This window comes from Bradyrhizobium commune, from assembly GCF_015624505.1.
GTDB lineage: Bacteria > Pseudomonadota > Alphaproteobacteria > Rhizobiales > Xanthobacteraceae > Bradyrhizobium > Bradyrhizobium commune.
In genome coordinates this window covers 6,526,776-6,549,245 of record NZ_CP061379.1, presented here as the reverse complement: position 1 = coordinate 6,549,245, position 22,470 = coordinate 6,526,776, and the positions used below count along the sequence as shown (strand labels likewise).

Here is a 22,470-nt window from a genome sequence, read left to right as displayed (position 1 = left end):
TGGGACCGCTCATCCCAGCTCCAAGCTTCAGACCTGCGTTCGTCCCCCAAGTTCTGAATGACGAAGACCGCCTGCCTTAGACTAGCGGGGTCCTGAGTGTGCGCTGGCAACTATCGTTCCATACGAATTCCTGATTCGTACCGCTTTTGTCAACGATGTCTCACAGATGAGCCACTATCCTTTCGCGTCGAACGCTGCATTACATTCCGCAAAACTTGTCGACCGCGCCCGGCGGCAGAACTGGTCTTCGAAAGAGGTTACGTGACGAGTAGCAACTCCCTGGATGGGTTCTTCAAGGCCATCTGCCGGTGTCAACGAGGACGCCTTACTTCCGCTATGACCTTCGTCATCCAGCCACCCATTTGGTCGATTTTCGTCTTCGACTACACTGCTCGCGCTTGGAGAAACGGCGGCGCGGTCCCTCAAAATGGACATTCTTTCTGTCATGCCGGAGGAGACCAAGCGATAAGCGACCGTGCTCATCGGCTCGCTTTCCACGGCCAGGCCTGCGTGGATCGCAATGTCACGAACTTTTTTATGCCGAATATTAAAGACTCATCGACCGGCAGCTTGAAGATCTGCCATCCGTAAAGAGAGAAATCGCGATGTCTGAAACAGTGATCTCAATCAAGGATGCGCTAAACCGTGTCGATCGAGCCGACGAACGGCACTTCGTTGCAGAGCTCAATACGGGGTATTTAACTCTCAGCAAAAATCGGCAGTATTTTAGAGGGTATTGTTTTTTTACGTGCAAGCTTCCAGCGCAAGAACTTCATGAGCTACCGAATGATTTTGCTGCGCGCCATCTGGTCGAAATGTCGATTGTCGCGGAGGCTGTGCAAAGTTCGTTCAATGCAAAGAAAATGAACGTCGCTTTCTTTGGCAATAGCTGGAAACATGTGCATTGGAATATCATACCGCGATACGGCACCGATCCATTGCCGGAAGATGCCATCTGGAGCATCGATCGCGAAATCGTGGAAAGCGTCCATCCCACCGATGAGGACCTTTTGAGCATCCGCGATCAGCTCAGGTCGGGGTTAAAGAACATTGCCGATCGGCATGGAATCGACTTCTCGTTTGAACACGAGGCAGGAAGAAGCTCATGAGAAGCTAATCAGCTTCTCGCGCCGACATCCGAAGTGGTGTTTCGAGCAAACCCATCAGCAGCGACTGAGTAAGACGAAAACGATTCAGTTGCTTTCGTTGCTGATGGGATCTCCTTGCTGCATTTTTCTGGCTTTTGGTATCCCGCGTTACCTTGCTCGGATCACCATACGGCTCAGAGTGCGCGACATTCTGCATTTGACGTCCTCGACTGCCGCCCACGCGAACCGCGATTTTCACCCGCTAACTGTTGCGGCCTATTCCCTCCTCACCTGCGGCAAACAGCTCGGCTAATCATGGTCGACGCTCCACTTTCACTCTGTTTGCCAGCGCTAGCCGCAGTATTCGGATCGCAGTCCTCACGCCACACCGAATGGCCGCACAAAACAAGGAAGCGCGCATTCGCTTCGGCGAGTGAGTTACGCACACGCCAGGGCCGACGTTTGTTTCGTCTGAAGGTACGTTTTCCGAATTCATCCGGAAACTGTCAGTGCCGCTTCAACGAACCGACATCGGCCCTTCAGACGCGAGGCTCATCTTCGCAGGCGCAGAACGGCAAGCGCGTCTGTCGAATTTGACCTGACACGTTGCCAACCAGCGATAGGTCTCGCGGGATATCACCCCAGCGCACGCCGAACGCCTTGGCATCGTGCTCTCGTTCGACCGGGGACGTCGACTGAATACGTAACGTCGACGATTGTGTTTTATTGAATGGAGGCTTTAGTGTTGAAAGAACTCATCAGGCAAATTTCGGGCGAGAAAATCTGCCGTCCAACATCCGGCTCGCGAACGGCATTAATCGGCGGCACTCTGGGGCTTCCAGGGCCAGGCTCCAGATTGGCCAGGGTTCAGCTGCGCTCCGACTCGATTCCAACGTGCCGCAGGGATCGTGCAAGGTTCAGGAGTGTCATCAAGCAGATTGTGTTAGCTTCTGCGGCGGGGCTCGTGGTTTTTGATGGGGCCTTGGCCGCTGACCTTCCCGTCAAAGCAAAGGCAATCGAGTACGTGAAGGTCTGCTCGTTGTATGGCGCGGGCTTCTACTACATTCCGGGGAGCGATACCTGCATCCAAGTGGGTGGATACCTGCGCGCCGAGACAACTCTGGTGCCGGGCCGGGTGAACGGCGGGAGCGGGGCCAACAACTCCCTTAGCAATTACTACACCATGCGTTCTCGCGATGCTCTTGACATCGATACGCGCACGGCGACGGAGTACGGTGTACTTCGGACGTTTTTCGAAGGTCGCTTCCAGTGGACGACGGGTGGCTACGGCGGTGCTGGCGCGGGTCTCACTGGCGGCGCCACGACGTACTCAGGTGATGCTGCCGGGGGCGGTACATTCGCGCTCTACTACGCATTTATCCAATTTGCCGGTTTCACCTTCGGTCAGGCACAAACGCAGTTCGCTACGCCTTGGGCCGAGTATCCAGCTAACAATGTCGAACTGCCAGGTAGCGGCGGCGGCGACCCGGTGAACCAAATTGCATATACTGCAGACTTCGGTCAGGGAATCACGGCTTCTTTTTCGGCCCAGGATCAGGTTGCCAAATACACGTCCAATATTTGGAACGTGAGCGGCGCGTCGGCCACAGGCCTTGCGACCGGTACATATGGCGCCAGCGACATTGGTGGTTCGAGAGCGCCGGATCTTGTCGCGAGCCTTCGCGTTGACCAGGCTTGGGGACTTTTTCAGGCGTCCGTCGCAGCCCATGACAACCATGCCGCATATTATGGTGCCACCGAATTGACCGGTCACCCGAGCGATAAATGGGGCTGGGCTGGACAGTTGGCATTGTCGATCAAGAACCTGCCGACTGGCCCGGGTGATACCATCAATCTGACTGGGGTGTATACAAACGGTGCGAGCCGCTACAACTTCCAGAACTTAGTGCCGGCCACCTACGCGATGTACAGTGGGACCGGCCTGACGGGTGCCTACCAAAGCCTCGGCATTGGAGGTCTGTCGGATTCGGTGTTCACTGCCGGTTCTGGCCAGCAACTGACAACTACCTACGGTTTTAATGGTGGATATACCCACAACTGGAATCCGTACTGGGCCAGCAGCATCTACGGAGCATGGGCTGCTGTGCGATATAGCAGTACCGCCAAGAGCTATATGTGCGGAGCGTTCGTTTCCAGTCTCGCATTGTCGAGCGGAGGTCCTGGATGTAACCCCGACTTCAATTACGAAGTCGTCGGTACACGCACGACCTGGACGCCAGTCAAGAACCTGACCTTTTCGGCCGATCTAACTTACACCGTACTCGATCAGAAATATGCGGGCGGAAGCACAGTAACGCTGCCGGTTCAAACGGGTATCGCCAAGCCGGGTGCTACTTATGAGCTGAAGGATCAGAGCACGGTGAGCCTGCTCCTGCGTGTACAGCGAAACTGGTGAGATCTCTCCAGTAAATGAGGGAACGGTATCCCCCTAGAAAAACGGCGATGCCCGTTATTGCACCTTGACAGCCTGGCGGCGTTTATTGCTAACGCAGACAATCGGCCCAAGACGCTAGAGAATGAAGGCAAGGCATTCGAAAAAGGGCCTATGGCTGCTGACGTTTTGGACTAGTCATCCAAGCCGACAACCGAAACCGCGAAATATATGACTCTACCTGACGAAATTAGTTCCGACAAGGTTGACGCGATCTCCGAAGCCCTGAGCAAGATGTCAGGCGAAGAGATCGCGGCATTGCCGGAGCTTGAGGGGACTGACTTCCGCTGCTTTGGCCGATTGATCCAATGCTTTTGTTTCATCGACCTTAATCTGCGCCGGGCCTTAGAGGTGTTTTACTTAGCGGGCAAGCTGCCTGAAAAGTGGAAGAAGGAATATCCCAAGATCACCGACGTAGCGTTGACCGACGCGCTGTCCGATGTTGTGCGAACGCTCGACCCGAACACTGAGCCGGTCGAAGAAACGCTGACCTGGCTGGCTGCCATTTCGAAATTCCGTACTTTTCGGAATCTCGCGGGTCATGCCGCAGCGAAGCGGTACCCGAATGAAGACGTATATGTCTTTGCCAACAAAAATACCAAGGACGTTAAGAAAGCGGGCCAAACGCTTCCGAAGCACGGTCTCATGTTTAGCGTGGTGGGCGGTCCGAGTTCTTCGAGATGGTGCAGGCTGCCGTAGATGGCCAAGTCTGGCTTTCCGAAAAGCTGACAAAATGGGCCAAGGCCTATTCGAGCGGCTCAAAGTCTCAGGAATCTGCGCCTAGCGCCTAGAAGGCTTCAGCCGCGAAATCGTCGAGCTGCTGACGTTGAAGCGGCGGGCAACCTCTTCCTGCTTTGCGCCGGCCTTTACGCGGACGTTGCGATATCGCCATCGCGCGGTCTGCGATCGCGTGCCTCCCGATCACGCTTCGCTTGCCGGCAGTAATCCGGCCAACGCCCGCGCTTCTGACTTGAGCGCCTTCAACGCCATCTTCTGCGCCTGCGTATCAAAGCGCATGCGAATGGCCGACACCGACAATGCGCCGCGCAATTTGCCCTGGCCGTCGATCAGAGGGACGGCCGCGGCCGCAACCTCCGGATCGCGCTCGCCGAGCGAGACATAATATCCCTGCGCCAGCACCATCTTGCGGTTCGATCCGCTCTGGTCGCCATAGGCGGCGAGCACATGCCCCGCCGCGCCGCGATCGAGCGGCAAGCGCTGTCCTTCGTCAAGATGATGCCTGACGGCGCGGGGCGAATTGACCCGATAGAGGCAGATGCGCTGGTTGCCGTCGCGGATAACCGACGTGAAACACGGCGCAGCCGAGACCGGCTCGCCTTCAACTCAACTGCTCGCCTTCGCACAGATGCTGTCCAACGACAGCGCGCGGCTGAAGACCGAAGTCCAGAAGTTTCTAACGACGGTTCGCGCAGCCTGAAACTGACTCGGTGGGCCTTCGAAAGGAATGTTGCAGAGACGAAGGAAACGTTGCGAATCGCTGCAACTGAGCATTGACGCACTCCACAAAAATCTCAGGCTCTGTCGAGAGCGTCACTGAAGGCGTCGACGAACGTGCGATCACGCATCCGATGGACAATCGATCTGTCGCTTTGGCTATCGAAGCTACTGCTCAAGCGCCGCCTCCTGCGTGCGCCAATTGATTTTTGAGGATGGACACCTCCCATTGATGCAACTTCAAGGCCATCGATCTAGGACGAGAAACCGCGCAGCTCCGGCTTTACGTTATCTCAGTTAACGTCGGCATCCCCGCCTCTATCCTTCCTCCACCAGTGTTAAGGTCACGCGATATCCGACCGCTTCATCGACGATCCGGCCTTTTCCACGCGTGACTGATCTGGCCAGCCTCGCACAGGACTTCCTCCGCCATTTCACTTAGAACAGTCTCGATCGTCTCCTTGCTGCTCTCGCCGTCAACGAGGACGTCGTTTGCGCTGAGCGAGATGACACGGACGCCTCGTGCAACAAGTGCTGTTTCGGTACGGAGTTTCTCCGGAAGGCGCTCGCCGGGGCGGTGGGTGTCGATAAATACCGCCATCCGCTTCGCCACATTGTCGTGTCGCGTCTCAAACCCAAGAGAAGGCCGGACACCGTCAATTTCGGGTCGAAAGGCCATTGACGTGTGCCACCCCTTCATTGGTCGCGACGACCACTCTTCGAGCGGGTCGACCCTGTTATAACCGTCCGATATTTCCATGCAGTGCGCCAACAACAGCCTTTCGGCGGGCGTCGCGTCCGAACTGAGGCAGCGTTCGAAGAGATCGCTTAAGTCGACAACATGGTCATCGCCCAGCCGAGCAAACATTTTCCGCACTACCTGGCCAACGTCATCGATCGTCGAAGATGGGCAAAGCTTGGGAGTGGCGCACCACGGGGAGAGCTCGCGGGCGATCGCTGCTAGGGCCACGCGCAACATTGAGGGGGACTGGCGACGCCCGGCTTCCCAGTCCTCCACCGTGCGAAGCGCACTCCCCAGCCTCTCCGACAGTTCGGCTTTGGTCAGATCGAATTCCTCTCGGAACGTCCGCACTTCCTCGGGAGTCATCTCTGTGATTTCTGCCATAACCGTCTCCACGCAATGCGTTCTTATACCACGCTTTGCGTGGTTAGCTACGGTATTGCGTGGATATCGGGCAACTATTTACAAATTTTAGGCGGTGGCCAAAACCTCAATAAGCAGGACCGCTGCAACTACGCGGCCAACCTCGGAATGCACTTCTCGACCAATCGCAGGAATCGGCTGTTGCGAGCCCCGGCAGCCAACGATTCTTGCGAAACCTCGATCCCAGGAACAGATGTTTCATTTCGCCGGGATCGGGTGTTGCGTGTCCCTGATTTGAACCTATCGCCGGTCGAGCCGGGAGACTTTAGGCGGGCCACTGGAGAAAATATCGCAGATTTGGTTGGTGTGGGCAAAGGCGGTAGCGCTCTCCCGCTACTAATCGTACGATTTTGTACGCCAAGCTACGATTTGCTGCGATCCAGTGCGCGCGCTGGTCATGCAACGTCGCGACTGGCGATCGTTTCCTGTCAAAAATCTGCAGCCGACAAACGGGGCCCTCGTCGCGCTTGCTCGCTCACAGTGCCAGTGCTTGGCAAAGACTCGGATCTTGTCGCTTTGTTGTCTATTTCTATTCAGCGGTACCGTGAGGGCGCACCAGATTATCTATCCAAGAGTCGGCAATGTGGGGGAGGGAGAGCGCCGGCTCTCGGTCAAGGAGAAGCGCGAGTACCCGCGGCGGTGTCAACGGCAGCTCCTGGACGCGCTTTCCTGTCGCGTTGGCAACCGCACACGCAATGGCCGCGCCGACATTGAGGATCGGGACCTCGCCTGCTCCCTTGGTGCCGAGCGGTCCGATTGACGGTGCGCCCTCATAGAGATTGATCTCGACAGGTAAGATGTCGAGCGCCAAGGGCACGCGATAGGTCTCAAACCCATTCTGACGGACTCGGCCATTGCTGCCGATCGTGACTTCCTCGTGCAGGGCGTAACCCAATCCCTGAACCACGCCGCCCTGGATCTGGCCATGGATCGCTCGCGGGTTCAATGCGCGACCAACGTCCTGGACGACGCGATAGCTCAACACCTCGACGTGTCCTGTCTCCGTGTCGACGGCGACCTCGCAGTCATGGACGGCGAAGACGGGGATGTCGATCGCGTCGATGAAATGACCGGCAACGCAGCCGGGCATCGCCGGCACGCCTGATCCCGTGAAAGCGCCGGTGCCGGACACCGGCCCGAACTGGGCCTGGGCGCGGGTCGCAACCTCGGAGATCGTGCGGCCGGAGCCGGGCGCTCCGGCGATCTCGATGCGGCCGGCTCGCATGACGAGGTCCCCGGGCGCGGCTTCGATCATCTCGGAGGCGACCTTCAGCAGCTTCGTGCGCACCTCTTGGGCCGCCGATAGACTGGCCGCACCAAGCGAGACGGTCGTACGGCCGCCTCCGACACCGACATCATAGCCGGCGGCATCCGTGTCCGCCGCGCGCACGATGACGTCGTCGGGTGCAAGGCCAAGCGTACCTGCCACGATCTGGGGCAATGCCTGCATCATGGAGCCTGACCCGATCTCGACCCCCGACGTCACCAGCGTGGCTGTGCCATCGGCATTCATGTTCACGGTCGCGGCCGAGGGACCGACAAAGACGAACCATGTTCCAACGGCGGTCGCGCGTCCGTAGAGCCGGCCGTCGGTTCGCTTGGGCGGTATTGCGGCGGCATCGCGCATCGTATCCATCCGGTCAAGCATCGGGCCAAGCACGTCGCCTTCGAACACCTGGCCGGTGGCACCGAAATCGCTGTCGCCCAGCACGTTGCGGCGACGGAAGACGAGCGGATCCATGCCGATCCGGGCCGCGATTTCGTCGGTATGCCGCTCGAGCGCGAAGGTGTTGTAGACGCCGTTGCAGGCACGGAACGCGCCGTTCGGGGCGGTGTTGGTGTAGATCGCGCGCGACACCAGCCGTACCGCGCCGAGCCGGTAGTTTCCGCCGAGCGTGTGAGCGGTCATGGTGGTCAGGAAAATCTGCTCGCCGCCGTAGGCGCCGCAGTCCATCAAGACCACGGCTTCGCGTCCGACGATCTCGCCTCGTCGCGTCACCGCCGAGCGAATACGGATGTCGGCGTTTTCGCGAAACAGGCAGGTGAGCATTTCCTCTTCGCGCGAATTGACGAGCCGGACGGGCCGTCCGCTCGCCCGTGCGAGCAAGGCAGCAAAGGGCTCGATCGCAAGATCGAATTTGAGGCCGAAGCCGCCCCCGACTGGCGGCACGGTGACGCGGACCTGGGAGGCCGGTACGCCCAGCAGGCGCGCGGTCGCGTTGCGGATGGTCCAGGGCACCTGGGTGGACGTCTCGATATGGAAGCGTCCATCTTCGTAGCTTGCGACCACCGCGCGCGGCTCGAAGGCGACATGGTTCTGGCGGCCGACGCGGAAGCAGCTTTCGATGATCTCGACATCGGGCCGGGCAAAAGCGACGTCGACGTCGCCGCGAACGACGGTCGCTTCCCAGGCGACGTTGCCTCCGCGGGCACCGCCTGCGAGCAGAACCTCGTAGTTGCGCCAGGCGGGATGGACGAGCGGAGCGTCAACAGCAAGCGCATCCGCCATGGTGAGCACCACAGGCAGCGGTTCAATCTCGACGTCGATGGCCGCAAGCGCGGCCCGCGCCTGCATCAGCGTGTCTGCCGCGATCGCGGCGATCGGTTCGCCGTCATAGCGGATCACGTCGCGGGCAAAGAGTGGATGGTCGGCGATGCCGATCCCGATCATGCCGGGTGCATCCGCCGCGGTCACGATGGCGCGCACGCCGGGCATGCGAGCAGCCCTGGAGGTGTCGAGACGGGTGATCCGGCCCGACGGTACGCTGGCGCGCAATACCGCCGCGTGCAGCATGCCGGGCAGGTAGCGATCGATGGTGTAGCGTGTGCGGCCGCGCAACTTGTCAGCGGCGTCGCGCCGCCGGAAGTTCATGGTTGCGGAAGCGTCGGACATTCTTGCGTCTCCCGTCATGGCGTAGCAAGCGCAAGCAGCGCAGCCTCAATGATGCGCTCATATCCGGTGCAACGGCAGATGTTGCCCGTCAGCGCGGCACGAATGTCGTCGCGGGTCGCCTCGGGGCGGGTCGTCAGGAGATGGGTCAGGCTGACGACCATGCCGGGAAAGCACATGCCGCATTGGACAGCATCGCAGGCCTCGAGTGCGGCCTGGATCGGGTTCAACCTGCCATTTGCGGCCAGCCCCTCGACGGTGCGGATATCGCAGCCTTGGGCGAGCGCTGCCGGTATCAGGCACGACGGGGTCGGATTGCCGTCGATCAACACCATGCAGGCGCCGCAGAACCCTTCGCGACACACGGGCTTGGCGCCGGTCAGATGAAAGTCCTCGCGCAGGACGTCGACGAGCGGGGTGACGGGATCGGCCGTGGAGGTGAGGTGATCGCCGTTGATGGTCATGCTGAGGCCCATGTTCATCCCCGACGGTTCAAGAGCCAAGCGCGGCGACGGCGCGGCGGACGAGGCCTGGCAGTACGCGCACGCGGTACCAGCCGGGCACGTCTGCGGCGTCGCGACCCGCAAATTCATCCGCCAGCTCGGCCGCAGCTTCCGCGGCCTTTGCCGCATTTAGCGGATGCCCGATGAGCGCAGTCTCGAGACGCCCCCATCGGCGCGCAACCGGCTCGACTGAACCTACGGCGATGCGCGCCGTCTCAACGAGCCCGGCGTCGTCGAGGATCATGGCGAGACTGACAATGGCGGTCGGATAATCTCCGGCTCGCCGTAGCGGCAGGCGAGCGTGAACCGTCTTGCGGTCGCGCCGAGGCACGATGATCCGGTGGAGCAGCCGCCCGGGCGCAAGCGTCGATCTCATCGTCAGGAACTGCTCCAGGCTGGTCCGCTCCCGATCGTCACGGCTCGCGATCTCGACTTCGGCATCGAGGCAGAGCAGCGCGGGCACGCAATCGGCCGCTGCGAATGCGGTCGTTGCCAGGTTGCCGCCGATGGTCGCCATCGTGCGGATGGCCGGATTAGCGGAGTGGCCGGCAGCCGCAGTGAGCACGTCAAATTCCCCAAGTTCCGCCAGCGCTGTGGCCAGCGCGGCGTGTGTGACCGCGGCGCCGATCTCGACCGCATCGGCATCGACCTTGATCGTGTGGAGCTCTGGAATTTTCCCGATTGCGACGTAACGGGACTTGAGCTGCTCGTGCCGGATTGGCGCGCGCATGATCCAGGTGCCGCCAGCGAAGGGCGCAGCTGCGGAGCCGCCTTCGTGGAGCGCGTCGAGCGCCGTCGATAGCGACGGGGCGACGTAAACCGACCCCGAAATGGGCGTATCCATGGAGCTCTCGTTTCGATCGGTCAGCTTGCGCTCCATTTTGCCACCGAGCGGCGCTCAAATACTTCGCGGAACTGGCTTGTGGATTTCGGCAGCAGGGCGCCGGTGCCCCAGTCGAGGATCACGGCATGCTGGCGGATCACGTCGAGCACGCCGATCGCGCCGCTGCGAAAACGCTCCGCGACGGTCTCCGGATCAAGCCGTACATTGGCGACACGCTCGGCCCTGATTTTGGTGCGAAGCGCTGCGGTCGCGGCCTTGTCGACCTCATATTCGCACAGCTCAGCGTCGACGGTGTGCACGACAACGCCGTAATCCTTGGCGGCGCGCTCGATCGAGACGTAGTCGTCCTTGATGTCTTCGATCACGAGGGCCGGGTCACGTTCGAGCGGGTCGCCGAACCCGCCGCCGCCGGCGGTCGGGCGCGTGAAGATGTCGCCTTCGCCGATCGGAACGTCAGAGAAGATCGAGCCGAGCCGCTCCTCGGCCTGGCCGCCCGCACGCGTCAACGTCAGGCCGTGCGGCATCGACGGCAGACCGCCTTCGATGCCCCATACCACGGCACGCTCGCGGTCGCAGATATAGGAGATGACGGTCTTCTCCGCCTGAAGCATGCGCGAGGTCTTGACCACTCCGGCGCCGCCGCGCCACTTGCCCGGACCGGGCGAGTCCTTGAGGATCTCGCATTCCGTGGTCAGGATCGGGTTGGCGCGCTCCTGGCCTTCCACGGGCTGCGACATCAGGCCGGTGCCGAAGCATGCCGTCGTGACATTGCTGCCGTCCTTGCCGTTGCGTCCGCCCCAGCCGCCAGGCAACCAGTCGTAGAACATGAAGATGGGCTTGTCGGAGCTGCGGGCGTCGAGCCCGCCGGTGAGCAAATATTCGAGATTGAAGGCACAGGCGAGCGCGCGCTCCGGCATCAGCTTCGACCACATCTCGTAGATCGAGTTCATGATCTTTTCGAACGGCATCAGGAACCCGGTGACCGCGGTCGGCCATTTGGCATCGACGATCGAGCCTTCCGGCGCGATGATCTCGAAGCAGCGGTAGAATCCGGAGTTGAGCGGGAGATCCGGGAAGAAAGTCTTCATGCCGGCCGCCACCGCCGAGAAGGTGGTACCGAAAGCAGAATTGTAGATCGAGCCGATGGTCGGATGACTGCCGGTGAAGTCATAGATCGCGCGGTCGCCCTTGATCGTCAGCTTGATGCGGATCGGGATCATGCCTTCGCCGCCGGCGGGATCGCGGTCGATGAAGTCGACCGTCTCCCATTCTCCATCGGGTAGGGCTGCGATGCGCTGGCGGACCGAGCGTTCGACATAGTCCTGCACGGCGGCGAGCCCGGTCTCGACGGTGTCGCGGCCATATTTGTTGACGAGGCGCAGGATCTCGCGCTCGCAGACCTGGGTCGCCTGGGATTGCGCCTGGATGTCGCCGATGATCGAAACGGGGTCGCGAGTGTTGGAGGCGATCAGATGCGCGACGTCCTTGCAGAAGCGGCCCTTGTCGAACAGGCGGATTGGCGTGATGCGCAGGCCTTCGCGGAACATTTCGCGCGCGGCGACGTCGAATGATCCCGGCACGCTGCCGCCGACATCCGACCAATGGCCGTTCGACTGGCTGAAGGCGATGATCTTGCCGTCGGCAAAAATCGGCCGGATCAGGCGCACATCCGGGAAGTGCGTGCCGCCGGCGTAGGGGTCGTTGATGGCGAAGACGTCGCCTTCATGGATGTCGCCGTCGAAGTGGCGCATGACGTCCTTGCAGGTGAAATGCAACGTGCCGACATGAACGGCGATGTCCTGATTGCCCTGTGCCGCGCATTCGCCGTGAGCGTCGTGCAGCGCGCTGGAAAAATCGCGGTTGTAGATGACGAAGGAGTAGCAGGTGCGCAGCACCTGCTCGCCCATTTGGTCGACGCTGGTGATGAAGGAGTTCTTGAGGACCTCGAAGGTCACGGGGTCGAGCGCGAGATCGCCGGCCATGGTTCACTCCTTCACGCGGATGATGATGTTGAGATACTTGTCGACCTCTGCGCTGGCGCCAGGCGGAACGACCGTGGTCGCATCGACCTGCTCGATGATCGCGGGGCCTTGAAAGCAGAAGCCGCAGGGCAGGTCGTCGCGCTCGTAGACGGGCGTGTCCAACCCGTTGCCGTCGAACCACACCCTGCGGCGGCCAACCGGCTCAGGGGTGACACCGGTCGGTTCGTGGATGGCGAACTCCGCCTTGGGGACGACGCCCACCGCCTTCAGATTGAGACGGAAGAAGCTGACGGGTGCACTGTCGCGGCGGAAATTGTACTCACGCTTGTGCTCGGCGTGAAAGCTCTGGACGAGGTCGGCGATCACGCCGATGGGGCTCGGCGCACGGACCGCGAGCGATCGCCATTGGCCGCGATACATCATGTCGATCGATCGCTGGAGCACGATGTCCTCTGGTGCGATGCCTTCGTGGGTGAGCCGGGCGAGTGCGTCTTTCTCCAGGACCGCGAACTGTGCCTCGATATCGGCGGCATCGGCCTCATCGGCACCGACCATGCAGCTCTGCGAAAAATCGTGCTGCATGTCGACCAGGAGACAGCCGAGCGCCGAGGTCACGCCCGGATTGGGCGGCACGATGACGACGGGGATCGCAAGCTCACGGGCGACATCGACCCCGTGCAGGGCGCCGGCGCCGCCGAAGGCCACCAGGGCGAAGTCGCGCGGATCGTAGCCGCGGCTGATCGAGATCAGTCGCACGGCATCCGACATGTTGGCGTTGGCGACCTTGACGATCGCGTCGGCAGCCTCGTGCAGGCCGAGCCCGAATGGCTTTGCGACGCCGTCCTCGACCGCCTGGCGTGCCAGCGCGGGGTCAAGCTTCACCTTGCCGCCCGCGAGATTGGTGCCGAGGCGACCGAGCGTGACGTTGGCGTCCGTATTGGTCGGCTGCGTGTTGCCGTTGCTGTAGCAGGCGGGGCCCGGAAAGGCGCCGGCCGATTGCGGGCCGTTCCGCAGCGAGCCGGCCGGGTCGGTCCAGGCCAGCGATCCGCCGCCCGCACCGATGGTGAGGACCTCGATAGAGGCAAAGCGGATCGGATAGCCGAACTCGATATACCAGTCCTTGGTGATGCGCGACTGCCCTTCATAGGCCAGCGAGACGTCGGTCGAGGTGCCCCCCATGTCGAGGCCGATCGAATTGGGAAAGCCGCAGAGGCCGGCGATGTAGCGGCTGGCGATGGCGCCGGCGGCAATGCCCGATCCCGCCAGGCGCGCGGCGAAATCCTTGACGCTTGCCGGCGTCATGACGCCGCCGCCGGTGTGCAGCAGCAGGAGATCGCGGGTATAGCCCTCGTCGGCGAGACGTTCGCCGAGCCTGCTCGTGTAGCTGACCACGACCGGGCTCACGACGGCATTCGCGACCGTGGTCGAGAACCGTTCGTGCTCGAAGATTTCGGGGAGCACCTGTGAGGAGATCGAGACCGGAATGTCGGGCATTTCCTCGAGGAGGATATCGCGCATCGCCCTCTCATTGGCGCCGTTGAGATAGGCATTCATGAAGCAGACGGCGATCGCAGCAACGCCGCGGCGCTTGAGGATGCGCGCGACGTTGCGTGCCGCCTCGAGATCGAGCGGCTCGATCACGATGCCGCCCGCATCGACGCGTTCGGGGACGGTCAGGCGGTCGCGCCGCGGGACGTAAGGCTTGACGACATCCTTGTAGGTATCCCAGAGGTCTTCCTTGTTGGCGCGTCGGATCTCGATGACGTCGCGAAACCCCTTGGTCGTGACCACGGCGGTGCGGGGCAGGCGGCGTGTGATCAGCGCGTTGGTCGCAACGGTCGTGCCGTGAGAGAACAGCGCCACCTCGGCAAGGTCGATGCCGGCCTTGGATACGCCGCCCATGATCCCCTCGATGGGATCGCGCGTCGACGAGGTCTTTTCAATACGGATGAGGCCGGTTGCTTCGTCCATGATGCAGATGTCGGTAAAGGTACCGCCGACGTCGACGGCCACGCGAAGGTTCTGCACCATGCGACTTCCTCATCGAATTGCGTTCGTCGATCATAGGCAGATCGTCGACCGCTTTTCTTGACGCTGAGCGCAGGAAGTCTTGTGCGAGAGAGCACGAACGGTTGTCGCGCCAGGATCGGCAGCGGGATGCCTGGGGATCAGTCAGTGGTGCTGCGCGGATGGCGCTTCAGGGCAGGGCGGCACGCGATGCGGCGCGAGCATCGCTCGGGGTGCAGCCGAACCGGGCGCGGTAGTTCCGGCTGAACTGCGCCTGGTCGCCGAAACCGCATTGGTAGGCGATCTCCGAGATGCTCATTCGGCAGGTGGGATCGCGCAGCATGGTGTCGGACATCGACAGGCGCTGGTTCCGAATATAGGCGCAAACGGTAATGCCCTCTCCCTCAAAGATCTGGTGCAGATATCTGAGCGAGATGCCGCAGCCGTCCGCGACCATTTGCGGTGTGAGCCGCATATCGTCGAGACGCGAGCGAATGAACAGCTCGCAGCGATGCAGGTGGCCGTTGCGAACGGAGGAGGAGTGGCCCGTCAGCACGCGTTCGTCGGCCTCGATCACCATTGCCAGAAGATCGATCAGGTGCTTGCCCATCACGGCGTGGGCCGCATCGTCCATTGCCGCGATGCGCTCACCGGCAAACCGCAAGGTGTCGACGAACAGCGCGCCTACGCTGCGGCTGGCGTCGAATTGCAGCGTAGCGAGGCGTTCGGGACGGGATATCCGGGTGCGCAGCACGGCGCTTGGCACTTTCAGGACCCATAGCGCCGCCGGATCGTGATGGCTGAATTCATATGGCAAATGGCTTCGCTCGATCACGAATGCGCCTGGCTGGCATCGGACGTCCTTGCCGTCCTGCTCAAAGCGGATTTCAGCGAGCTCAGGGACCGTGATGAGGAAACATTCTTCCCGCTCGTTTACCAGGTGCCGTTCGTGGCGCCTGTAGAGCAGCCCATTCGAGACGTTGCGGGAGACCGAGAGGGGGCCCATGGTCCAGGCGCCCAGGCTCGCATGGAAGTCGCGGCCGCCGGGAAAGACAAGATCGAGCGGGAAATAAGTCTTGGAGACGACGTCCTGCCAGAAATGCCGCCGACTTTGCGGAGGAACATCGCTGGTCGCATGAGTAGCCTGCATGCCGCACTCCGTCCCCGCCGTCGCTCGTTCGGGCCTTGCTCTCTCTCATTGCGTGGACCGCCGCGATCGACCGAATCTTGGCGAGGACGACGGGACGGCGTCAAATCGAATAAAGCGGAGGCGGGTATCTTAGATTTCGATGGCCTCCTCCGACCGCTGCCGGTGATCGGTACCGACAGGGGGGCGTGCCGAACCGACGCCGGCCACGGCAAAGCGCATGAAGTCGCGGAAAGCTTTCGTCGCCTCGGAGAATTTGGAGTCGCGGCGCCAGGCCAGTCCAACGTCCATGCTAGGCACTTCGTTCTCGATGACGCGGGTCTCGATCCGCTGGCCCTCGAGCGACCAGGGTCGGTAGACGAGATCGGACAGGATGGTAATGCCCATTCCGCCTGCGACCATGGACCGGACGGCTTCGACCGAGGAGGTGCGGAAGATCGTCCGCGGTTCGAGCGACAAGGCGTTCCAATAGCGCATCGAGGTATGCTTGGCCTCGTCGACGGTGAGCATGACGTATGGGTAGGTCGCAATCTCCGCGAGATGGACCCGCTCGGCGCGCGTGAGCGGATGATCGGGAGCGAGCCACAACCGGCGTGGCGACCGCAGCAAGGTCTCGCTCGCGAGCATGGCATTATTGTGCAGGTTCGAGACCAGCATGACGCCGAGATCGAGCGCGCCGTCAACGAGCGCGCGTTCGAGCACGTCGCGCGGTGCCTCGAACAGCTCGACTTTGATCCCGGGAAAGCTTGCCTGGAAACGCATCTGATGGCGCGGCAGGAAATAACCGGAAACAGTGTAGGTGACGCCGACGCGCACGGTTCCGAACAGCGGCCCCGCCGACATATGGGTCCCGCGTACGGCTTCGGCGACCGCTGCGAGGATTTGTCGTCCCTGCGACAGGAACCGGCTGCCTTCCATGGTGACGGTCACGCCGGTTGGCGTGCGTTCCAGCAGACGGGCGCAGACCGTCGCTTCGAGCTGCTGGATCGCGGCGGTTACCGCGGATTGCGATACGTTCAGGTCGATGGCCGCCTGGCTGATACGTCCAGTCTCGGCGGCGGCGACGAAATAGCGGATTTGTTTCAGGGAAACGGACATCGCGGTCGATCCGATATTTTGAATTTGCCTAACTCACGAGCGGTTGAGCGCTGCTTCTCGGCGCAAGATTCGTCTCTGCAACTCTCGTGCCCAACGGGCTCGTGGGCGACTGAAGCAACAAGATTGGTAGAATAGGGCAAGCGCCCATGCGCGGTTGTCTCGGCTCCTGGCAGCCGAGCGTACCGCCCCTTTGGCCCTGAGGTCCAGGAGCTCTACGCCAATGCGCCCCGGAGCTTGCCCAGCAACTCGGCCCGGCTCTTGCGCGCCGCAAGTGCTTCGTCCATCCCGACCTTGACGAACCTCACCGGCGTATTGGGTTGCAGCTGGCCGATCAGATCCATGTCCGCTGCGATGACCGTTCCGACCATGAAATAGCCGCCGCCCGAGACGGCGTCACGATGCAGCACGATCGGCTCGGTGCCGCCGGGAACCTGGATCGAACCGTAGGGGTAGCAGGCATCGGTGATGTTGGACGGATCGGAACCGGCCCCGAAGGGCGGCTCGCGCGGCACGAACTCGAGCGGCTTGCCGCCCCTGAAACGATAGCCGATCCGGTCGGCTTCCGGCGCGACCTTCCAGGTGCCGCTGAAGAAGCCGTTGCCAGCGGTCTCGGTGATGCGGTGCCAATAGAGGCCGGGCATGACGCGCAATTCCGTTGGCATCGCCGCCGGCAGGCCGCGCAGATCCTTCGCGACCGAGCGGCCGTCCTTGACCGCTGCGCCGGCGTTGCCGATCGGAAGCTCGTCACCGGCCTCGAGCTTCCGGCCCTTGAAGCCGCCGAGCCCGCCGAGCGCGTAGGTGGAACGTGAGCCCAACACGAGCGGCACGTCGATGCCGCCGGCGATCGCGATGTAACCGCGCGCGCCCTGCTTGAGGAAATCGAAGGAGAGCTTTTGACCACGCTTCACCTTGAAGCTCGTCCAGGTCTCGCGCGGCTCGCCATCGAGTTTCGGCGGCAGCTCGGCGCCGGTGATCGCGACCAGGGCGTCGTCGGTGAACTCGAGCTCCGGCCCCATGAACACGGCTTCGAGGACCGCAGCGCCTTCCGCGTTGCCGACAAGCAGGTTTGCAGCCGCAAGCGCGTGACGATCCATGCCGCCCGAAAGCGGAATGCCGATGTGATAATAGCCGGGACGCCCAAGGTCCTGGACGGTGGTCGCAAGACCCGGCTTCAAAACCTTAATGGCCATGGAGAACCCCCTCGAGCTTGCGGTTATAGGCATCGATGTCCTGGTTGAACTCGGTCAGCGAGAACGAGACATCGCGGATCACAGGGGCAAAACGACCCGCATCGACATCGGCGACCGCCGCGTCATAGGCCGATCGGTCGATCGGTTTCCATTTCACGATGTCGCCCGGCTTGAACAGGCACATGAAGTCGCGCAGGTAACTGATCGTCTGGTTGGGATCGTAGATCGGCATCGGCGTGATGCCGAACATCTGGTAGCCGCCGGCGCCGCGCACCGAATAGATGCAGCTGAAGCATCCGCCGTGCCCGACGGTGAGTTTCGGCGTGTCCGTGCGCGGGCGCAGATATTTCGGCGCCTGGATCTGCCGCTGCCGCTCCACCATCTGGTAGAGGAACGGCAGGCCGGCGACGAAGCCGACCATCGAGACGAACCAGGGCGCGCTGGAGTGCGCTTTGATGAAGGAATCGACTCCATCGAGCCCATTGATACGCGCGGCGTATTCGAGATCGGTGCCGTTGGGATCCTGATGGCGCTCGCGGAAGCGCATCAGCGTCTCGTGTGTCCAGGGATCATTGTAGAGAACGGGGATTTCGATGATCCGCGTCTTGATGACGGGGGCGGATGTCTCGGACGCGGAATCCAGACGTTTCAGCTCGGCAAGCAGATCGTCGGGCTTGATTTGATCCGGATCGAACTTGACCTGATAGGACGCATTGGCCGGGCAGATCTCCGTGACGCCCTTGATCTCGGCGTCGCGCACCGCATTGGTGATGAAGAGGCCCTTGAAAAAGGCTTCCAGCGACATGGACTCGGCGACCTCGGCAAAGATGTGCTCGTCGCCGCCGTAGGAAAATCGGGTTTGCATGACTAGCGGCCTCCTGTTGCTGACGGGGCAGATTCTCTTGCGGTCATCGGACGACCTTGGCGGTGGGTGACGGCTCTGCCGCGCCAAGCGAGGCAGCGTGGGCTTCCAGCCATGGCTCGAGCCAGGCCGTGTGAAAGCACCCGGCCAGGACCTCTGGATCACGTGCGAGCGCCTGATGCAGCGGTTTTGTGGTGGCCAGGCCTTCCACGCTGAGCTCGACGAGTGCGCGCTCGAGCCGCCGGATCGCACTTGGCCTGTCCTCATCGTGCACGATCAGCTTGCCGAGAAGGCTGTCGTAGAACGGCGGCACGGTGTAGCCCTGATAGAGCATGCTGTCGAAGCGCACGCCGTCTCCGCTGGGGACGCTGAGCGCGCTGATCGTGCCGGGGCTCGGGAGAAAGCCCTTGGCCGGATCCTCGGCATTGATGCGGACTTCGATCGAATGGCCGTGGACGTGAACCTGATCCTGGCCGATGCGCAGGGGCTCGCCGCCGGCAATCTGGATCATCTCGCACACGAGGTCGATGCCGGTGACCATCTCCGTCACGGGGTGCTCGACCTGGATGCGCGTGTTCATCTCCAGGAAGTAGAATTCCTGGCTGCGATCGTCATAGAGATATTCGAGCGTGCCGGCGCCGCGATAGTCGACGGCCTTGGCGAGCGCGACGGCCGACGAACAGAGCTTGTCGCGAATGGCGGGCGTCAGCGACGGCGAGGGAGCTTCTTCCCAGACCTTCTGACGGCGGCGTTGCAGCGAGCACTCGCGCTCGAAGCAATGGATGACGTCGTGCCCGTCACCGAGGATCTGTACCTCGATGTGCCGCGCGCCTTCGATCAGCTTCTCGACATAGAGCCCGCCGTCGCCGAAGGCGGCGAGCGCTTCCGCCTGCGCCTGCGGCATCAGATGATGAAACTCCTCGGCCGAGCGCGCGATGCGGATGCCGCGTCCGCCACCGCCGGCCGCAGCCTTGATCATCACGGGAAAGCCGGTCTTCTCGACCAGGGCGAAGGCCGCGTCGGGCGACTCCAGGCGTCCATCGCTGCCGGGGACGGTCGGAACGCCGGCCGCGGCAGCTGCCTTCCGGGCCGCGACCTTGTCGCCCATCAGCCGGATCGCGTGCGCGGTCGGGCCGACAAAGATCAGCCCGGCCGCCTCGACGGCCGCCGCGAATTCGGCATTCTCGGCCAGGAAGCCGTAGCCGGGATGGATCGCGTCGGCACCGGTCGTCGCGGCCGCGGCGAGGATCGTCGTCTGGTTGAGATATGACTTCGAAGCCTGCGGCGGGCCGATCTCGATCGACTCGTCCGCGAGCCGGACGGCGAGCGAGTCCTTGTCGGCCTTGCTGTAGACCTGGACGGTCGCAATGCCGAGCTCGCGCGCCGCACGAATGATGCGGACCGCGATCTCGCCGCGATTGGCGATGAGGAGCTTTTGGATCGTCATGGCCGGTCGAAAGGTTTCAAACATCAATCTCGGCAATTGCCTGTCCTGCCATCACGGCGTCCTCATTCTCCGCCAGGAAGCGCAAAATCTTGCCCGCCGCGCCGGCTTTCACCTCGTTGAACGATTTCATCACCTCGATGAGCCCGATCGTGTCGTTCTCCGTGATCGTGTCCCCGTCGCTCTTGTAGTCCGGCTTGTCGGGTGCGGGCTTGCGGTAGAATATGCCGGGGAGCGGCGAGAATATCTGCTGTGTTGCCATGGGGACCTCCTGATGGGCTCGTCTCTTCGGGTCTTCCCGCCTCACCGCGCGGTGAGGTAGGGGCGGACCGCCTCGCGAACGGCGTGCGCGATCGCGACGGCATTGGGCGTGTCGGAGTGGATGCAGATGGAATCGGCTCCGACCAGGACGTCGTTTCCGGCCACCGTGCGGGTCTTGCCTTCATTCACCGCCCGCGTGCACCGCGAGGCCGCATCGGTCGGATCCTTGGCTTCGTGCTCGCGCGTGATGATGAGGCTGCCGTCGGCATTGTAGTCGAGGTCGGCGTAGTACTCGGCGACGAAGGTGTGGCCGCGCCGCTCGTAGACCATCTGATGCAGCGTCCCCTTCATGCCGAGGAGCGGTACCTTGTAGACATCGGCAGCATCGGCGATCGCCTCCGCGATCTCCTCGTTCCGCGCCGCCATGCCGTAGAGCGCGCCGTGTGGCTTGATGTGATTGAGCGGCACGCCCTCGGCGTCCAGGAACGCCTTGAGCGCGCCGATCTGGTAGAGCAGGCAGTTGGTCAGCTCCTCGCGGTCGATCTTCATCTCCCGCCGTCCAAACCCTTGCAGGTCCGGCAGCGAAGGATGGGCGCCAACCTTGACGCCGAATTGCTTGGCGAGCTGCACAGTCTTGCGCATGTGATTGAAGTCGGATGCATGGAAGCCGCAGGCCACGTTGGCAACGTCGATATGGGGCATCAACCCCTTGTCGTCGCCCATCTTGTAGAGGCCATAGGCCTCGCCCATGTCGCAATTAATCACGACCATCTCTCTTGTTTCCTCTCAACGGCTTGCATTCAAGGCTTGCATTCGACCCAAGGCGCAAGGCCGCCCGCAGGTGCACCGCGGGCGGCGCTTCGCCAATCTACTTCGACACCAGATAGTCGACCGGGATCTTCTCCGAGATCGTCCACTGATCGACCATCTTCGGCTTGCCCCCCTCGGTATCGATGATCAGGTAACGGCCCTGGTTCTGGTGATGGATGTCCTTGTTGAAGGTGCGCGGCCCGAACAGCGTGGCCTCGTTGTTCATCTTTTCCAGTTCGGCAACGACGGCCGGTGCGTCGGTGGTCTTGGCGCGTTCCACCGCCTTGGCCCACACGTCAATCAGGACATAGCCGGGATAGACGTACTGGCTGGAGGGATCGCCGCCGGTTGCTTCCTTGTACTTCTTGTTGAACTCGTTGACCTTCGGGTTGGGATCGTCGCCGTAGATCGAGCCTTGCACCGGGACGTAGAAGTTCGACAGGTCCGGAATGGCGTTCAGCCAATAGCTGCCGTCCATGCTGGAGCCGTTGAGGATCATCGATTTGATGCCTGCGGCCCGGATCTGCTTGATGGCCGAAACCGCGCCCGGCATCATGGTGCAGACCATGATCGCGTCGGGCTCCTTCGGCAGGCTCTTGATGCGCGTGATCTGGGATGCGATCGAGGCGTCGTCATTCTTGAACGTGTCGCTTCCGGCCAGCGTCGCGTCCTTCAGCTTCGGCATCATCCAGTCGAAGCCGTCGCAAATGCCCTTGTTGTAGACGGTCCAGCTGTCGAGCAGCCGGTAGAAGCTGCGGGCATTCTTCTTGTCGTAGGCCCATTCCGCCATGGTCGCCCCCTGCACGGCCGCCAGAACCGAGGCGGAGAACGAGTAGGGGCCGACGCCGGGGATGCCGGCCTTGATCGACTCGGCGCAGAGGAAGAACGAGACCTTGCCCGCCGCCTGCGCCTGGAGCGCTGCCGGCGCGCCGAAATCGTAGTCGCACGAGACGATCACGAGGTCGGCGCCCTGGTCGAGCACTGCAAGGCCGGCCTTGGCGCCTTCGGCCTGGTCGGTCTTGGTGTCGGCCGACACGGTCTTGATCTTCTTGCCGAGCAGGCCGCCGGCCTTGTTGATCTCGTCGATCCGGATCATCGCCGCATCCTGCGCCGGCTTGTCATAGGCCTGCATGAAGCCCGACGCCGCGGTCGCAAATCCGATGACGATCTCGTCGGCCGCCTTGGCCGCTGTGAACGAGAGCGTGGACAGTCCAGCCAGGATGCCCAGTATTTTCATAAGACGCATAACCATTCCTCCGATTGTGCAGTGAC

Annotated in this window: 19 protein-coding genes; 4 read left to right on the top strand and 15 right to left on the bottom strand. The window is 62.1% G+C overall.

Annotated elements, in window-relative coordinates; genetic code table 11:
- Positions 1 to 605: 605 nt before the first annotated feature.
- The 3 genes from IC761_RS30650 (at position 606) to IC761_RS30640 (ending at position 4,239) form a co-directional block, all read left to right on the top strand.
- The gene (locus IC761_RS30650; RefSeq protein WP_195800374.1) at positions 606 to 1,109 is read left to right on the top strand and encodes an HIT family protein; all 504 of its coding nucleotides are present in this window, start codon (positions 606 to 608) and stop codon (positions 1,107 to 1,109) included.
- Positions 1,110 to 2,028: 919 nt separating this feature from the next.
- Positions 2,029 to 3,504 carry a porin gene (locus tag IC761_RS30645; RefSeq protein ID WP_246791597.1) on the top strand — a complete coding sequence of 492 codons (1,476 nt, stop codon included), beginning with the start codon at positions 2,029 to 2,031 and terminating at the stop codon, positions 3,502 to 3,504.
- Between the two features lie 207 nt (positions 3,505 to 3,711).
- Positions 3,712 to 4,239, top strand: coding sequence for a hypothetical protein (locus tag IC761_RS30640; protein WP_195800372.1), 528 nt, complete (start codon positions 3,712 to 3,714; stop codon positions 4,237 to 4,239).
- A 222-nt stretch (positions 4,240 to 4,461) separates the two neighbouring features.
- On the opposite strand, the gene IC761_RS30635 is transcribed toward IC761_RS30640, so the two are convergent.
- On the bottom strand, positions 4,462 to 4,755 hold the full coding sequence (locus IC761_RS30635; RefSeq protein WP_246791382.1) for an IclR family transcriptional regulator domain-containing protein: 294 nt from the start codon (positions 4,753 to 4,755) through the stop codon (positions 4,462 to 4,464).
- 91 nt (positions 4,756 to 4,846) lie between these two features.
- Here IC761_RS30635 and IC761_RS36125 point away from each other — a divergent pair, with 91 nt between their 5' ends.
- On the top strand, positions 4,847 to 4,978 hold the full coding sequence (locus tag IC761_RS36125; RefSeq protein WP_283814464.1) for a hypothetical protein: 132 nt from the start codon (positions 4,847 to 4,849) through the stop codon (positions 4,976 to 4,978).
- A 381-nt stretch (positions 4,979 to 5,359) separates the two neighbouring features.
- Here IC761_RS36125 and IC761_RS30630 read toward each other — a convergent pair whose 3' ends face one another.
- The 14 genes from IC761_RS30630 to IC761_RS30565 form a co-directional block, all read right to left on the bottom strand.
- Positions 5,360 to 6,121 carry a helix-turn-helix domain-containing protein gene (locus tag IC761_RS30630; protein WP_195800371.1) on the bottom strand — a complete coding sequence of 254 codons (762 nt, stop codon included), beginning with the start codon at positions 6,119 to 6,121 and terminating at the stop codon, positions 5,360 to 5,362.
- 568 nt (positions 6,122 to 6,689) lie between these two features.
- Entirely contained in the window at positions 6,690 to 9,053 is a 2,364-nt protein-coding gene (locus IC761_RS30625) for a xanthine dehydrogenase family protein molybdopterin-binding subunit (RefSeq protein WP_195800370.1), read from the bottom strand.
- A 14-nt stretch (positions 9,054 to 9,067) separates the two neighbouring features.
- Positions 9,068 to 9,526 (bottom strand): (2Fe-2S)-binding protein, encoded by a 459-nt coding sequence (locus IC761_RS30620; protein ID WP_195800369.1) that lies wholly within the window; start codon positions 9,524 to 9,526, stop codon positions 9,068 to 9,070.
- Between the two features lie 16 nt (positions 9,527 to 9,542).
- Positions 9,543 to 10,397 (bottom strand): FAD binding domain-containing protein, encoded by an 855-nt coding sequence (locus tag IC761_RS30615; protein WP_195800368.1) that lies wholly within the window; start codon positions 10,395 to 10,397, stop codon positions 9,543 to 9,545.
- A 20-nt stretch (positions 10,398 to 10,417) separates the two neighbouring features.
- Positions 10,418 to 12,379, bottom strand: coding sequence for a hydantoinase B/oxoprolinase family protein (locus IC761_RS30610; protein WP_195800367.1), 1,962 nt, complete (start codon positions 12,377 to 12,379; stop codon positions 10,418 to 10,420).
- Between the two features lie 3 nt (positions 12,380 to 12,382).
- Positions 12,383 to 14,407 (bottom strand): hydantoinase/oxoprolinase family protein, encoded by a 2,025-nt coding sequence (locus IC761_RS30605; protein WP_195804820.1) that lies wholly within the window; start codon positions 14,405 to 14,407, stop codon positions 12,383 to 12,385.
- 169 nt (positions 14,408 to 14,576) lie between these two features.
- Positions 14,577 to 15,536, bottom strand: a complete 960-nt coding sequence (locus IC761_RS30600; protein WP_195800366.1) for an AraC family transcriptional regulator — start codon at positions 15,534 to 15,536, stop codon at positions 14,577 to 14,579.
- Positions 15,537 to 15,665: 129 nt separating this feature from the next.
- A complete protein-coding gene (locus IC761_RS30595; RefSeq protein WP_195800365.1) occupies positions 15,666 to 16,631 on the bottom strand; it encodes a LysR family transcriptional regulator in 966 nt (321 codons plus the stop codon).
- Positions 16,632 to 16,843: 212 nt separating this feature from the next.
- Positions 16,844 to 17,821 (bottom strand): 5-oxoprolinase subunit C family protein, encoded by a 978-nt coding sequence (locus IC761_RS30590; RefSeq protein ID WP_195800364.1) that lies wholly within the window; start codon positions 17,819 to 17,821, stop codon positions 16,844 to 16,846.
- Positions 17,811 to 18,686: a 5-oxoprolinase subunit B family protein gene (locus IC761_RS30585; protein WP_195800363.1), complete on the bottom strand. Its 876-nt coding sequence runs from the start codon at positions 18,684 to 18,686 to the stop codon at positions 17,811 to 17,813. Before IC761_RS30585 ends, IC761_RS30590 begins: the two co-directional genes overlap by 11 nt.
- Positions 18,687 to 18,729: 43 nt before the next feature.
- On the bottom strand, positions 18,730 to 20,130 hold the full coding sequence (locus tag IC761_RS30580) for an acetyl-CoA carboxylase biotin carboxylase subunit (protein WP_195800362.1): 1,401 nt from the start codon (positions 20,128 to 20,130) through the stop codon (positions 18,730 to 18,732).
- A gap of 16 nt (positions 20,131 to 20,146) precedes the next feature.
- Complete coding sequence (locus tag IC761_RS30575) at positions 20,147 to 20,389, bottom strand: acetyl-CoA carboxylase (protein WP_195800361.1); 243 nt, start codon at positions 20,387 to 20,389, stop codon at positions 20,147 to 20,149.
- A gap of 41 nt (positions 20,390 to 20,430) precedes the next feature.
- Entirely contained in the window at positions 20,431 to 21,159 is a 729-nt protein-coding gene (locus IC761_RS30570; RefSeq protein WP_195800360.1) for a LamB/YcsF family protein, read from the bottom strand.
- A gap of 97 nt (positions 21,160 to 21,256) precedes the next feature.
- Positions 21,257 to 22,444 (bottom strand): ABC transporter substrate-binding protein, encoded by a 1,188-nt coding sequence (locus IC761_RS30565; RefSeq protein ID WP_246791380.1) that lies wholly within the window; start codon positions 22,442 to 22,444, stop codon positions 21,257 to 21,259.
- Between the last annotated feature and the right edge of the window lie 26 nt (positions 22,445 to 22,470).

What these genes read in the sequence shown, in the direction of transcription:
- IC761_RS30650 (WP_195800374.1), top strand. Translation starts at nt 606, where the DNA reads ATGTCTGAAACAGTGATCTCAATCAAGGATGCGCTAAACCGTGTCGAT.
- IC761_RS30590 (WP_195800364.1), bottom strand. Translation starts at nt 17,821, where the DNA reads ATGGCCATTAAGGTTTTGAAGCCGGGTCTTGCGACCACCGTCCAGGAC.
- IC761_RS30565 (WP_246791380.1), bottom strand. Translation starts at nt 22,444, where the DNA reads ATGCGTCTTATGAAAATACTGGGCATCCTGGCTGGACTGTCCACGCTC.
- IC761_RS30625 (WP_195800370.1), bottom strand. Translation starts at nt 9,053, where the DNA reads ATGTCCGACGCTTCCGCAACCATGAACTTCCGGCGGCGCGACGCCGCT.
- IC761_RS30600 (WP_195800366.1), bottom strand. Translation starts at nt 15,536, where the DNA reads ATGCAGGCTACTCATGCGACCAGCGATGTTCCTCCGCAAAGTCGGCGG.
- IC761_RS30620 (WP_195800369.1), bottom strand. Translation starts at nt 9,526, where the DNA reads ATGGGCCTCAGCATGACCATCAACGGCGATCACCTCACCTCCACGGCC.
- IC761_RS30580 (WP_195800362.1), bottom strand. Translation starts at nt 20,130, where the DNA reads ATGACGATCCAAAAGCTCCTCATCGCCAATCGCGGCGAGATCGCGGTC.
- IC761_RS30585 (WP_195800363.1), bottom strand. Translation starts at nt 18,686, where the DNA reads ATGCAAACCCGATTTTCCTACGGCGGCGACGAGCACATCTTTGCCGAG.
- IC761_RS30610 (WP_195800367.1), bottom strand. Translation starts at nt 12,379, where the DNA reads ATGGCCGGCGATCTCGCGCTCGACCCCGTGACCTTCGAGGTCCTCAAG.
- IC761_RS30595 (WP_195800365.1), bottom strand. Translation starts at nt 16,631, where the DNA reads ATGTCCGTTTCCCTGAAACAAATCCGCTATTTCGTCGCCGCCGCCGAG.
- IC761_RS30630 (WP_195800371.1), bottom strand. Translation starts at nt 6,121, where the DNA reads ATGGCAGAAATCACAGAGATGACTCCCGAGGAAGTGCGGACGTTCCGA.
- IC761_RS30575 (WP_195800361.1), bottom strand. Translation starts at nt 20,389, where the DNA reads ATGGCAACACAGCAGATATTCTCGCCGCTCCCCGGCATATTCTACCGC.
- IC761_RS30640 (WP_195800372.1), top strand. Translation starts at nt 3,712, where the DNA reads ATGACTCTACCTGACGAAATTAGTTCCGACAAGGTTGACGCGATCTCC.
- IC761_RS30615 (WP_195800368.1), bottom strand. Translation starts at nt 10,397, where the DNA reads ATGGATACGCCCATTTCGGGGTCGGTTTACGTCGCCCCGTCGCTATCG.
- IC761_RS30570 (WP_195800360.1), bottom strand. Translation starts at nt 21,159, where the DNA reads ATGGTCGTGATTAATTGCGACATGGGCGAGGCCTATGGCCTCTACAAG.